Here is a 14,685-nt window from a genome sequence, read left to right as displayed (position 1 = left end):
ATGTCCTAAGCAAAACTTACGTTGCTATATTTAGTTACATTTTTTGTAACGATCGCTTATTTTTCAGGATATAGCTTTATTTTATTTGGTATGCAATTGCGTAATGTAAATGTGAGGATTTTGACTGTGAATAAAGTGCTTGGAATTGCAATGTTGACTTTATTGTCTTATACACAAGTACAAATAGTGATGAGTGAAAGTGTCCAAGCGCAAACCTCTCAAGCACGCAAAGCAGAAGCAGATCGGCTATTACAGCAAGGAATTCAGCAATATCAAATTAGCAAGTTTGAGGCGGCTCTTCAGTCATGGCAGCAATCACTGACAATCTATCGAGAAATCAAAGACCGTCGTGGGGAAGGACAGTCGCTGGGAAATATTGGAATCATCTACGATTCTCTTGGGAGATATGACAAAGCGATCGAGTACCAACTACAAAGCTTAGAAATCAAGCGTGAAACTAAAGACCGTCGTGGCGAAGGAAATTCGCTAAGCAATTTGGGCATAGCTTACAATTACCTTGGCAAATACGACAAAGCGATCGAGTTCCATTTACAAAGTTTAGAAATCTATCGAGAACTCAAAGATCGTCAGGGTGAGAGTTATTCTCTCAGCAATCTGGGAAATGTTTACTATTCTCTTAGGAAATATGACAAAGTAATCGAATTACACCTGCAAAGTTTGGCAATCAAGCGAGAACTCAATTACCGTCGTGGTGAGTCAAGCTCGTTGGGAACTCTGGGTGCGGTTTATGAGTACCTTGGCAAATACGACCAAGCGATAGAGTTTCACCTGCAAAGTTTAGCGATCAAGCGGGAAATTAAAGACCGTCAAGGCGAGGGGAATTCACTGAGTAATCTGGGAATGGTTTATGATGCTGTTGGCAAATATGACAAAGCAATTGAGTTTCATATCCAAAGTTTGGCAATCAATCGAGAACTCAAAAACCGTCGTGGTGAGAGCTATTCTCTAGGTAATCTAGGAAGTGTTTACGATTCCCTCGGCAAATATGACAAGGCGCTCGAATTTCACCTACAAAGTTTGGCGATCAAGCGAGAAATTAACGACCGTTTCGGAGAGGGAAACTCTCTAGGAAATCTGGGTAGCGTTTACTCTTCTCTTGGTAAATATGACAAAGCGATTGAGTTCCATTTACAAAGATTAGCGATTATGCGTGAATTCAAAGATCCTCTCGGTGAGTCGCAATCTCTAGGTAATCTGGGAAATGCTTACCATGCCCTCGGCAAATATGACAAAGCGATCGAATTCCAACTGCAAAGCTTGACAATCAAGCGTAAAATCAAAGATCGTCGTGGTGAGTCAAACTCGCTGGGGAATCTGGGTGTAGTTTACGCTTCTCTCGGTAAATATGACAAAGCGATTGAGCTTCATCTACAAAGATTAGAAATCGCACGGGAAATCAAAGACCGCAACGGCGAAGGACAGTCGCTGGTAAATCTGGGAAATAATTACCAATTTCTTGGCAAATACGACAAGGCGATCGAGTCTTATCTGCAAGCTTTAGCAATCTTAAAGGAAGTCAAAGACCGCAGTGGGGAAGGAACTGTGCTGGGGAATCTGGCAGAAGCCTACCGCAGTCTTGGCAAATATGTTAAGGCGGTCGAGTTCAATCTGCAAAGTTTAGCGATCGCGCGCGAAATCAAAGCCCGTAACGTCGAAGCAAGTGTACTCGGAAATCTGGGAATTGCCTATGATGCCATCGGTCAATATGACCAAGCGATCAAGCTTCATCTTCAAAGCTTAGCGATCGTACGGGAAATCAAAGACCGCCTTGGTGAGGGACAGTCTCTGGGAAATCTGGGAAATACATACCAAAACCTTGGTAAAAATGACAAAGCAATCGAGTTTCTTCTGCAAAGCTTGGAAGTCTTGCGGGAAATCAAAGACCGTCTCGGTGAGGGAAAATCGCTAGGCAATCTGGGAGTCGCTTACTATGCCATCGGCAAGTATGACAAAGCTTTAGAGTTCCTTCTGCAATACTTAGCGATCACGCGAGAAATCAAAGATCTTAGTGGAGAAGGCTTGGCACTATCAAATCTAGGAACTATTTTTTCCAGAGTAAACCAACCCGAACTCGCTATTTTATTTTATAAACAATCAGTCAATGCACGTGAAACTATCCGCCGAGACATCCGCAAACTCGATAAAGATATCCAAAAATCCTATTTGGAAACGGTCTCTAGCGGCTATAAACGTCTTGCCAACCTCCTAATTCAACAAGGTCGGATCATGGAAGCCCTACAAGTTATTGATCTCCTTAAAGTCCAAGAACTCGAAGACTATCTCAAAAACATCAAAGGTAGTGATAGATCATCGCAAGGTGTCCGACTATTAGCACCAGAGAAAGCTATTAGCGATAAGCTATTAGCGATAATCCCTGATAATAGCCAAGAAATCAATAGCCAACTTACCAATCAGATTCAGCAACTTCCTAAATCAGAAATCAATAAAGTACCTGACTATCTCCAGAAAATCCCTCAAGGAACAGCTTTGCTTTATCCCTTGATTTTAGGCGACAGACTCGAAATTATTCTCTTCTCTCCCAACACTATCCCTATTAGCCGCACCGTCAAAATCTCCCGAAAAGAACTAGAAACTCTAGTGATTGATTTTAGATCTGGTCTCCTTGATGCTGGTTCTGAAGATGTCCAAGAACCTGCATCCAAATTCTACAATTTACTGATTAAACCTATTGAAGCTGAACTTGCTCAAGCTAAAACCACTACGATACTCTATGCCCCTGATGGCATTTTGCGCTATATTCCTCTTTCTGCTCTCTATGATGGCAAACAATGGCTTGCTGAAAAATATCGTATTAATAATCTGATCGCTTATAGCCTTTTTGACTTTGCATCAAAGCGAACTACCCAACCTAATATCCTTGCAGGAGCATTTGGTGGTAAAGCGGGCGATCGCAAATTCGGACAAGTTGGGTTGCCTGCTACAGTTAGAGAAGTTCAAGCGATCGCCAATTCCTTTGATAACTCAGTTACTTTAATCGAAGATCAATTTAGCCGCCAAGCGATCGAAGCAAAATTCAAAAATCATAATATTCTCCATCTTGCTACCCATGCTGAATTTAATACGGGTACACCTGACAATTCTTTCATCATTTTTGGCAATGGTGACAAAATTAAGCTCAATGAAATCACTGATTGGCAGATTCCAAATATCGATTTGATTGTGTTGAGTGCTTGTCAGACTGGTGTTGGTAAGCTCGGTGATGGGGTGGAAATCTTAGGCTTTGGCTACCAAGTCCAAAAAGCTGGTGCAAAAAATGCGATCGCTTCTCTCTGGTCTGTCAATGATGAAGGTACTCAAGCCCTAATGGAATCTTTTTATCGCGAACTAAAGAAAGGTGATGTCACACCCACTGAGGCTTTGCATAGGGCACAAGTTGCTCTGATCAAATCAGCAAACTATAGCCACCCTAGCTACTGGTCAGCATTTTTTGCGATCGGCAATGGACTGTAGAGATAAAGAATTGTAGTTACTATGAGGTGAGGTATGCGTGGAAGTTTAGTGATCGCACTTTTGACAGTCCTATGTTGTGGACAAGTGCAACTAGTCGTATCCGATGCTGCGCGATCGCAATCTATCCAAGATCGCAAAACAGAAGCCGAACGACTTTACAAAAAAGGAAATCAGCAATATCAAGCTAATAAATATCAGGAAGCATTACAAGCTTGGGAACAATCTTTACAAATTTATCGTGAGATTAAAGACCGCAAGGGTGAAGGTAACTCATTGAATAGTCTAGGGAAGGCTTATGACGCACTTGAAGATTACCAAAAAGCGATCAAGTTTTATGAGCAGTCCTTGGTAATCTTGAGAGAGCTTAAGGTCATAGATCCCCTTGATGAGAGTACAACACTTTTTCGCATAGGACATGCTCACTCAATTCTGAATCAATTCGAGAAAGCAACGATATTTTATGAACAAGCTTTAGCCATCAGGGCGAAAATCAGCGAGCTTCCTCACGCCTACTTGAGAGAAGTTATTGGTGAACTAGTGCTTATTTATGCTGATTTAGGACAATATCCAAAAATAATCACTGTTTATGAGCAAGAATTAGCAATCCTGCGGCAGAGAAAGCTCCTGACGGAACAAGTAAGAGTAGTCTATGATCTCGCCCAAGCTTACCAATTTTCTAGAGACTATGAACGTTCCATTAAAATGTATCAGCAAGCCTTGGTGATTGCGAGAGAACTGAAGGATCGGGAACAAGAACGTAACTTGCTAGATAATTTAGGCAACGTTTATCTGAAGACAGGAAAATATGAACTAGCAATCACGATTTTTCAGCAGTTGTTAGCCAGTTCGAGCATGTCTCCAGATCCTACGAGTCAAGCTAGAGCCACAATCAGTCTAGGTGATGGCTATCGCAACTTAGGACAATACACGCAGGCAATTAAGTTCTATCGACAAGGCTTAGAGCTATCTAGCAAATTGACAGATCGGATTGCTCAAGCAGGAATATTGGTTAAACTCGGTAACGCTTATCTGGAGTTAGGCAAATATGAACAAGCGATCGCGCTTTATCAGCAGTCTTTAGCGATCGCTCGCAGCATTGATCATCGTGATAGCGAAGGATTGCTTAGTAATATAGCTAGGGATCGACTTTACGATAGCTTGGGACAGGATGAAATCGCCATTCGTTTTTTTGCGCCGCGATATTATGTGATTTTGCCAGAAATCCAAGCGCGGATGGCGGAAGGCATCGTACTCAGTAATTTGGGTCTGGCTTACGAAAGGTTAGGTCAATTCGACAAAGCAATTGCCTTATATCAGCAAGAACTAGTAATTGCCCGCGAAATCAAAGATGTAGCCCGTGAAGGAGCAGTACTCAGCAATCTCGGTACTGCCTATGACAGTTCCCAACAATTTGATAAGTCAATTGTCATGCATCAGCAAGCTTTGACGATAATGCAGAAAATCAAAGACCATGCTAGTAAAGGTCGAGTACTGGTCAATTTGGCGAATACATATCGCAATTTAGGGCAGAATGAGCAGGCGATTGAAATTTATCAACAAGCTTTAGCGATCGCCAAAGAAATTAAAAATCGTGATAGCGAAGGTACATCTCTCCGCAATCTGGGTGTAGCTTATGCCAATATCGGACAGCATCAGCAAGCATTGGAGGCATATCAGCAAGCTGTAATCATCGCTAGGGAAATCGGCGATCGCGACGGTGAAGGCACGGTACTTAGCAATCTGGGTAAGTTACTGGCGATTAAACAACAAACTGAATTAGCTATTTTCTTTTACAAACAATCAATCAACGTCCGAGAGTCTATTCGTAAAGATATTCGCGGATTAAGCCAAGATGAGCAGAGATCTTACCTATCTACGGTCGCAAATTCCTATCGCGATCTTGCCGATCTCTTGCTCAAACAAGGTCGGATTATGGAAGCCCTACAGGTTCTCGATCTTCTCAAAATCCAAGAACTTGAGGACTATTTAAAAAATATTAAAGGCAGCGATCGCACATTACAGGAAGTGAGGCTTTTAGAGCCAGAGAGAACGTTTCGCGATCAGCAATTAGCAATTCGCTTTGAGCAAATACCTCATCTCAATCGCCAACTTGCTAATCAGATTCAGAGCCTTCCTCAATCAGAGATCAACCAAGTCCCCACCTACCTCAACCAAATTCCCCAAGGGACAGTATTGCTTTATCCCTTGATTTTAAGCGATCGCCTCGAAATTATTCTCTTCTCCCCCAACTCCATCCCCATCAGTCGCACCGTCAACATCTCTCAAGAAAGACTGGAGACCTCAATTATTGACTACAGATCTGAACTTCTTGACGCTAGTTCTGAAGATTACAGAGAATCTGCGATCAAATTTTATAACCTGCTCATTCAACCAATCGAAACAGAACTCGAACAAGCCAAAGCTAAAACGATACTCTACGCGACCGATGGAATGCTTCGCTATGTTCCTCTCGCCGCAATCTATGATGGCAAAAAGTGGCTAATTGAGAAATATCAAATTAGTAACTTAGTATCCTATAGCCTCTCCGACTTTTCCCAAAAGCCCAAAGCTGAGCCTAAAATCCTTGCAGGTGCTTTTGGTGGCAAAGCAGAAGAGAAAAAATTTGGACAAAATGGCTTACCTGCCACGATTAAAGAAATAGAGGCGATCGCTAATTCTTTCCAAAACTCAGTTATTTTAACTGAAGAAAATTTTAGTCGCCAAGCGATCGAATCTAAATTTAAAAACCATAATATTCTGCACTTAGCCACCCATGCTGAATTTAATACAGGTACGCCAGACAATTCATTTATCATTTTTGGCAATGGTGACAAAATCCATCTCAGTGAAATTACCGATTGGCAAATTCCGAATATTAATTTAATTGTCCTAAGTGCCTGTCAGACAGGAGTTGGTAAACTGGGGGATGGCGTTGAGATTTTGGGTTTTGGCTATCAAGTTCAGAAAGCAGGAGCAAAACAGGCGATCGCTTCGCTTTGGAAAGTTGATGATGTGGGCACTCAGGTTCTCATGGCTGCCTTTTATAATGAGTTGCAAAAAGGTGATGTTACTGTTATTGAGTCCTTGCGTAGAGCGCAAGTTGCGCTAATTCAGTCTAAAGATTTTAGTCATCCTAATTATTGGGCAGCATTTTTTGCGATCGGTAATGGGCTGTAATAACAAGACATAAGAATTGATTGCGACGCAAAGCGCCGCCAATCAATTCTTGGGTCTTAGTTTGTACTAGCTAACTCTTTTTTTGCGACATAAAACCCAAATAATGTGAGGCGGCGCTTCGCGCCGCCTCACATTATTTGGGTTTTGATTTGTCATGATATAGGTGGCAGCTATACATCTAAAAATTGTTGCAAATTCTGTAACCGCTATAGGAATGGTTTAACTTTGATCGTAATCTAATGAAAATCTAACCTTAAAACTTAGAGATAAGGCTATGCAAGTCAAGATATGGAAAGTTTTAATCGAATTTGTGCTTGGCATTGCGATCGCCTCGTTATGCGGGATCATGCTTCATGCCCCATCGGAGGCGCAATCACTAGATGAGTTACTGTCGCGAGAGGCGATCTCTCCTGTCCAGACTAATCAGTCGCAGCCCCTTAACACGAATCCTAACGGCTTTGTTCCTACACTATTGCGCCAATCGGATCAGCCTAGTTCTAATCGTGGCGTGATTGGGGCAGACCAGCGCCAACCCATGATGAGCCGAGATTATCCTTGGTCTACGGTAGGTAAGGTCGTAGGACTGACTGAGAAAAATGAAAAATATGCTTGCACAGGAACCTTGATTGGAGACTACCATGTGTTAACCAATGCTCACTGTGTTTATGATCGGGGCAAGTTAGCCAAAAAAATGATCTTTTTACCCAACTTAATCAATGGAAGGTTACGAAGAAAGACAGACTATGCTGTGGTAAAAGAAGTTTTTGCAGGAACAAAGAATTCAGAAAAAAACTCAGCAGATGATTGGGCGATCTTGTTACTGAACAAGCCTTTGGGTGAGAAATATGGATTTCTGAAGTGGAAGTCACTTTCTTTATCAGTGTTGCAAGACTACAAAAAGAAACTATTTGTGACAGGCTATTCTGTCGATTATCCTGATCCGAAACGCTATGCAGACTTGCAAGCGGGAAAGGGAGAGACGGCTGGTGTTCATATTGGTTGTAGTGTGATCGATGAATTGGATGGGATGTTTGTGCATGATTGCGACACTAACTCTGGGGCTTCTGGTTCTGCACTGATTGGTAAGATTGATGGTGCTTATCATATTGTCGGACTCCATGCAGCTGGGCTGAAGTCTCGGACGGGTAAAGGGATTGAAAATTATGCAGTGCAGATTAGCAGAATTGAGGCAGGGTTAAAGAAAAAGACAGGTAATTAGCCCTGTCTACAAGTGATAGAGATACTTATGGGCTAACCCAAGAACTTCTCGGTACAACGAGCAAAAATCTCTACCCCAGTTGCGAGAACCGTCTCATCGAAATTGAAGCGGGGGTGATGATGAGGATAGGCTAAGCCCTTATCAGGATTTGCAGAACCAAGAAAGAAATAGCAACCAGCGACAGCTTCTAAGAAGAAAGAAACATCTTCACCGCCCATCGTTTGGCATTCAGGAACAATGCCTGCGGGAGTTTCGATTACGGTTTCGGCAACAGAGCGAACTAACTCGGCGATCGCATAATCATTAATCACAGGTGGATAGAGCTTGGTATAGTCCAACTCGTAAGTAGCACCATGTGCTGCACATACACCTGCGATCGCCTCTTCTAAACGTAGTGCTAGCTTTGCGCCAACTTCAGGATTGAAAAACCTCACAGTGCCACTAATCATGGCGGAATCAGCAATGATATTTGTGGCGGAACCTGCGTGAAATTCACCAATGCTAATAACGGCGGATTCGAGAGGGCTGACATTGCGGGAGACGATGCTATGAATGGTGTTTACCACTTGAGCAGCAACCAAAATCGAATCAATAGTTTGATGGGGAAGTGCGCCATGTCCACCCCGCCCCATAATTTTGCAATAGAAGTATTCCGTTGCTGCCATTAATGCGCCGCTGCGCACGCCGACCGTACCAAGGGGCAAATTATTCCATAGGTGTAAACCAATCACAGCATCAACTTTAGGATTTTCGAGTACACCTGCCTCGATCATTGGTTTTGCGCCCCCAGGTCCCTCCTCGGCTGGCTGAAAAATAATTTTCACTGTGCCACTAAAATCAGCGCGATGTTCCCAGAGATATTTTGCTGTACCCAAGGCGATCGCCGTATGTCCATCATGACCACAGGCGTGCATCAGTCCGTCAATTTGCGATTTATAACTAATGATATTTTCTTCTTGAATTGGTAGCGCATCCATATCGGCACGGATGGCTAAAACTTTATTATTGCCTTTCTTAGCTCCTGAAATTGTTGCCACGATGCCTGTTTCCGCAATACCTGTTTGATGAGGGATACCCCAAGCGGTTAATTTTTCAGCGATCGCGGTAGATGTGCGCTTTTCTTGAAACCCTAACTCAGGAAAGCGATGAAAATCTCGCCGCCATTGCACAAGGCTAGGTTGCAAATCGAGGATATCGGCACGAATCTTGAAATTAGTATGTGTGGGTGAGGCGGTGGTTGTAAAAGTCATGATTTTTTGAGGCTTTGATTGTAGAGACGACTAATCTCAATATAACAACCAACCCCCAAGAAAGGTGCAATGCTTATTGCCGCTGCTTCACTTTGAGAGTTTAGTTTGGTTCAAGGTTTTGACAAATAGGAATGGAAGTAGTCTGAGAAGTAACAAGGGATGGATCAAGGCAGAGAACCTGTGTGAAACTGACATCCGTCTGCTTACCTAATTTTGAATTCCATGCTTCCAAATCCTTGCGGCTGGGATATACACCACCAAATCCACCTCTAGATATTGGCGTAGATGTAGATGTGGGTATAGATGCAGGCGCAGGTACAGGTACAGGTGGAGGAATCTGAAACTCAAACGCACCAATGTCAACAATGCCGCCAAAGATACGGAGTAAGCCACGTTGATCGGTATTTACCGCGACTGGAATCAGCGCATTATTACCAGCATCTAACGCAGGACTACCTGTCAAAAGCGCATGGGTTTGCGTTGGACCGCCATTATTTGCAAGGGGTGCAAGTTGGGGATTAAGTCGGTTTGCGGCTGTGCCGACTAATGTACTGATTGTAAAGTTTACGCTCCCAGTGCTATCTCCAATCAAATTATTCCCACCATCAATAAATGATCCGCTTACATCAGGATTTATTGTCCCCAATCCCGCATTATTAGGGCTGTCAAAGTTGCCTGCAACAATCGAGTTGCTGATCGTCAAGTTGCCGGGAAAAGCAAAGATCCCACCACCATTGCCGCTATCGTTGTTAAGTGAGTCGGATATGTTGTTGGTAATAGTGCTGTTGGTAATAGTTACGACTCCACCATTGCTAAAAATCCCGCCACCATCACCAAAGGAAGAATTACCCGAAATTGTACTGTTGGAGATTGTGCCATTATTGCCAATATAAATACCACCAGCAACGCATCCCGCAACCAAACATGTTGTATTACCTGAAACTGTGCTGTTAGTAAGGGTGAGGGTCGTACCATCACTGACAATCCCACCACCGCCACTATTAAGAGACCGATTATTCGACACAGTACTGTTAGTGATGGTCAAGGCTCCGCCTCTACTGACAATCCCACCACCATCGGCATTGGACGTATTATTTGACACAGTACTATTGATAACAGTCAGGTTGCCAGTATTGGTAAACAGTCCACCACCAGAGTTAGTTACCGAGTTACCTGACACATTGCTATTGCTAACGGTCAAAGTTCCAACGCCATTATTACTTATGCCACCACCAGTGACACCTCTACCATTGGTAATCGTTAAACCATCAAACGTGACATTGCCAGCAGTGATATTAAAAATCCTAAAAGTATTGTTACCACTAATAGTGAGATTGCTAGCTCCAGTCCCCTGAACTGTCAGATCTTGACTGATATCTATTGTCCCCGATGTCAAATTAATTATTTGAGGTGTGGCAAATATACCTGTGGGATCAAAGCGAATATCATCAGCACCTGCCAAAGCGTTAGCATCAAGAATCGCCTGTCGCAAAGATCCTGCTCCAGAATCATTAATATTCGTAGTCGTAAAAGTGACTAGTCTACTGTTAAAACTATGCTGAGCTTGCGAACTAAACACCACACCCGAATTAATTTTCCCAGTCTGATATTCCAAATTCCAATTGCCACCCAGATTACTGCTACCTGTGATGTCAGTCGAAGCCGCCACATCAAGCCCCGTATAGTATTTAACCGCTTGAACTAGCGTCGCCCCATTCTCGCCACTAGCTAAATTACAGGCATAGAGCAGAATATTTGCCGCAGGAGATAAAGATGTTTTCCATGCTTGGAGATCGTTAGCATATTTAGCAATATTCTCAGTACTGACAAAGTCTTTACCGAGCCAGAAATTACCAACATCACCCTCAGACACAATATGTAAACTATTAGCACCAGTGACACTAGCTAAGGTTTCAGTAACTTTCTGAATTCCGTATTGATCAGGATTAATCACCGTGACACTACTACCACCATTAGTTCCATCTAATAATGTTTGATAATCTTTAACTGTGCTATCGATAAATACAAAATTCCATCCCTGTTGGATATTGGTAGCGTTCAAAGATGCTTGAGTTGTGTTGTAACGATTGGCAAGGATATTGATATTTGCTGCTGTGAGACTACCTGTAGCGATCGCTTCTCCTGAATTTGTCGGTGCAGTAATTCCTGTGCCCGTGAGCAATTTTGGCAAGTCTATCCCCGCCATTGGTTTGGTATTGCCCAATTCTTGTTGGGTAGCGATCGGTAGATCAAAACTGAGGACACCATCTTCGGGCGTAATCCGCACATACTTACTATCAGGTACAGCCACGATATTAATTGTGCCGTTGTCAGTAGCGATCGCCCCTGTATTGATCACTATCCCACCAACCAGAGAAATGCTCTTTCCTTCCAAAACGTTGAGATTTCCTTGATTGAGAATTACACCTGATGTTTGTCCTTGAGTCAGTGGCGTTGTTGGACTAGTGAAAGCAAAAGCATTGGGAGTGCCTGTGAGATTCTTCAGATCGGTGGCACTGGTATTCATGCCAAACCAACTATTCCCTACTTGAATGCCGATTGCTGTCGTTGCAGTAAATGAGGCAGGAACATTCAAACTAGCGTTAGCACCAAAGATCACACCTGCGGGATTCATGATGTAGAGATTGGAATTTCCTCCTGTCAGTTGAACTAAGCCATTGATCATTGAAGGATCTCCTCCAACGACGCGACCAAGAATATTTTGAATATTTGGTTGGCTCAGAAAGTTGGCTATTTGTCCTTGATGTAAGCCAAATTGCTGAAAACTATGGAAGAGATTTCCTCCAGCTTGAGTGCCTCCAGTGATGTCAAACCTCTGTCCATTTGGTAAGACGATTGTGTCTGTTCCGTCTGGGGCGGCAGTGATTGGCAATGTTTGGGCGTTGATGGGTGCAGTTGTTAGTAGGGCTGGATATAGGGCGATCGCGGTTGTCCAAAATATTCCTAAAACTGACTTCATACTAATCTCCAATAACCACTACATCAAAATTTATCTTGACCTTAGAACCTAATCTACATTATTAATCTCTACTTATTAAGTCTATCTACCGATATAGCAATCCTAAATGGTTTGTGGAAGGACACCCCATCGGGGTGTCCTTCCACAAACCAAAAAAATCCACAAATGATATAGGACTGCTATATCATTAATAAAATTGATTTTTGCTTAAGTTACGTAGCTAAATATTTAGTTAATATTAGTGCTTACGAAGAAGGAAAACATAAAGGTAATTCATAAATTGCCTTTACTAAATAATGCCAATTTTTATTCATTTTCTCTCACTTCCTAAGGAAGAAAGCTTAATTAAATGTAGGATGCATTATTGTACTCAAGTTAGTCACCAATTAGGTAAATATGATGACTGACTTGAGTTCAGGGACAACACATAAGCCATAACCTTAACTAATTATGTATGAGTTTGTATAGTTGTCGCCAGTCTTGTTATGACACAAACCCAGAAGACGAGTTGCGGCGCAAAGCGCCGCAACTCGTCTTCTGGGTTTTGATTTGTCCTAGTACAAATGGCGACAACTATAAATTTATAGATTTGTATATGCTACAATCTGCAACTTTAGAAGGAAAATGATAATTATGAGCATAATAAATATAAGCCTAAAAGTTAAAAGAAACAAATATTCCAAATTAATATTAAGCATTTCTGCGCTTGCATTATTAGTAACAGTTTGTCAATTAGAAGTTAATGCTAATTCTATTTCTTCAGAATCAACACCCTCACGATCAATCAGTTCTACTCCCACAAAAGAATTAGACTTTGCTACTTCCCATAATCCTGATCTTTCTCAAATTGTCCAAAGTCAAGCGCCTCAAACAATTTCCATTAAAAAAGTTGAAGTTATTGGCAATACTGTTTTCGATTCTGAAAAACTCGATCCGATTATCAAACCTCTTGAAGGAAAGACCGTTACAGAAGATCAATTAACAGCAGTAGCCAACGCCATTACACAACTTTACGTTAGTAACGGCTATGTCACCTCTCAAGCCATATATACACCTCAAAGCGCTGTTAATGGTCTTGCTAAGATTCAGGTATTAGAAGGAAAAATCGAAAGAATCGATATTTTAGGTGTTACTTCTCTTAATCCTGACTACGTGCGATCGCGCGCTGAGCTAGGACTTGGTACTCCTCTCAACACCAATAACCTCGAAGATCAACTGCGCCTCCTGCGTGCTGACCCCAATTTTACAAGTGTAGATGCTAGCCTCAAAGCAGGTAGTCAATCTGGCTTGAGCATACTCACGATCAAAGTTGTGGAAGCCAATCAACTGGCAGGATCGGTTAGTTTTGATAACTTCTCTCCACCTGCGGTTGGCTCTGAGCGCATGGGAGCAGGACTCAGTTACCGCAATCTCTTTGGGGCGGGAGATGTCTTTACTGCCAATTATTATAGAACTACGACAGGCGGCTCTAATCAATACGATTTTGGTTTTAGCATTCCCGTCAACCCGATGAATGGAACTGTCTCACTTCGATTTGCACCCAGCAACTATCGCATTACCCAGTCCCCATTCGATGTCTTCAATATTCGTGGCAACAACGAAGTTTACTCTGCTACATATCGCCAGCCCATAATTCGCAATCCCCGCGAAGAATTTGCGCTGTCTCTAGGCTATGAATATCAAAGAGGTCAGACTTTCCTATTTAACGACCTTGCCGTGCCATTTGGGATTGGACCCGAAGCCGATGGCACTAGCCGCACCAGTGTATTTAAGTTTGGGCAAGACTATACCAGCCGTGATACCGAAGGGGTTTGGTCATTGCGATCGCAGTTTAGTCTTGGTACAGGTCTATTTGGTGCGACTTTCGTTACTTCTCCTAGCGCAGCTTTTCTAAGTTGGTTAGGACAGATTCAACGAGTTCAGGTTCTTGGTGCTGACACAATTTTGATTGGATCGCTAGATACTCAACTCTCAGCCGATCCACTTCTACCATCGCAGCAGTTTGTGATTGGTGGTGGTCAATCCTTGCGTGGCTTCCGTCAAAATGTGCGATCGGGTGATAATGGCATCCGTTTTTCCTTGGAGAGCCGATTTGTAGTGGCGCGAAATGAGGAAGGTCGTACAATGCTCCAGTTAGCTCCTTTTATCGATCTCGGCTCAGTCTGGAACAACTCTAGAAATCTCAATGTGCTGCCCAATCAAAATTTTTTAGCAGGTGGCGGTTTAGGAATTATATTCGAGCCAATTAAGCGGCTCAACTTACGTCTAGATTTTGCGATTCCATTTGTGAATCTCAGCGATCGCGGCTCTAATTTGCAAGAGTCATCACTATATTTCAGCCTCAATTACCTGTTTTGAGGACTCAGTTTAAATTAACGTCAGTTCGACGAAAGCGGAAAATGGTAAGAATCGCTAAGCGATTCTTACCATTTTCCGCCATTTGCGGCGTGCGAAGCACGCCGCAAATGGCTATATCGAACTCACGTTAAATTAGAGTGTGTTTGAGAAGTCTCTTGTTTAGCATAAATTACTGCTTTTACCCCCCTTAATCTTTCTTCAAAAGTTGG

At 42.6% G+C, this 14,685-nt stretch carries 6 protein-coding genes; 4 read left to right on the top strand and 2 right to left on the bottom strand.

Annotated elements, in window-relative coordinates; genetic code table 11:
• Window positions 1–126: 126 nt before the first annotated feature.
• From ABM313_RS17980 to ABM313_RS17970, 3 genes are all read left to right on the top strand, one after another.
• Window positions 127–3,492, top strand: coding sequence for a CHAT domain-containing protein (locus tag ABM313_RS17980; RefSeq protein ID WP_434684530.1), 3,366 nt, complete (start codon window positions 127–129; stop codon window positions 3,490–3,492).
• Window positions 3,493–3,525: 33 nt separating this feature from the next.
• Window positions 3,526–6,669: a tetratricopeptide repeat protein gene (locus tag ABM313_RS17975; protein ID WP_434684529.1), complete on the top strand. Its 3,144-nt coding sequence runs from the start codon at window positions 3,526–3,528 to the stop codon at window positions 6,667–6,669.
• A gap of 274 nt (window positions 6,670–6,943) precedes the next feature.
• Window positions 6,944–7,888 carry a trypsin-like serine peptidase gene (locus ABM313_RS17970; protein ID WP_434684528.1) on the top strand — a complete coding sequence of 315 codons (945 nt, stop codon included), beginning with the start codon at window positions 6,944–6,946 and terminating at the stop codon, window positions 7,886–7,888.
• Window positions 7,889–7,920: 32 nt separating this feature from the next.
• Here the strand turns inward: ABM313_RS17970 and ABM313_RS17965 are convergent, their stop codons facing one another.
• Both ABM313_RS17965 and ABM313_RS17960 read right to left on the bottom strand, forming a co-directional pair.
• The gene (locus ABM313_RS17965) at window positions 7,921–9,138 is read right to left on the bottom strand and encodes a M20 metallopeptidase family protein (RefSeq protein ID WP_434684527.1); all 1,218 of its coding nucleotides are present in this window, start codon (window positions 9,136–9,138) and stop codon (window positions 7,921–7,923) included.
• A 100-nt stretch (window positions 9,139–9,238) separates the two neighbouring features.
• Complete coding sequence (locus tag ABM313_RS17960; protein WP_434684526.1) at window positions 9,239–12,118, bottom strand: DUF4347 domain-containing protein; 2,880 nt, start codon at window positions 12,116–12,118, stop codon at window positions 9,239–9,241.
• Between the two features lie 633 nt (window positions 12,119–12,751).
• On the opposite strand from ABM313_RS17960, the gene ABM313_RS17955 reads away from it, so the two are divergent.
• On the top strand, window positions 12,752–14,476 hold the full coding sequence (locus ABM313_RS17955) for a ShlB/FhaC/HecB family hemolysin secretion/activation protein (RefSeq protein WP_434684525.1): 1,725 nt from the start codon (window positions 12,752–12,754) through the stop codon (window positions 14,474–14,476).
• Window positions 14,477–14,685: the final 209 nt, after the last annotated feature.

Origin of the sequence: Pseudanabaena minima str. Chao 2107, assembly GCF_051131155.1 — a bacterium.
Taxonomy (GTDB): Bacteria; Cyanobacteriota; Cyanobacteriia; order Pseudanabaenales; family Pseudanabaenaceae; genus Pseudanabaena; species Pseudanabaena minima.
Note: the sequence above shows the minus strand (reverse complement) of the source record. Positions and strands in the feature narration are given on the sequence as shown.

Coding starts and splice junctions, on each gene's coding strand:
- ABM313_RS17975 (WP_434684529.1), top strand. CDS start 3,526: ATGCGTGGAAGTTTAGTGATCGCACTTTTGACAGTCCTATGTTGTGGA.
- ABM313_RS17970 (WP_434684528.1), top strand. CDS start 6,944: ATGCAAGTCAAGATATGGAAAGTTTTAATCGAATTTGTGCTTGGCATT.
- ABM313_RS17965 (WP_434684527.1), bottom strand. CDS start 9,138: ATGACTTTTACAACCACCGCCTCACCCACACATACTAATTTCAAGATT.
- ABM313_RS17960 (WP_434684526.1), bottom strand. CDS start 12,118: ATGAAGTCAGTTTTAGGAATATTTTGGACAACCGCGATCGCCCTATAT.
- ABM313_RS17955 (WP_434684525.1), top strand. CDS start 12,752: ATGAGCATAATAAATATAAGCCTAAAAGTTAAAAGAAACAAATATTCC.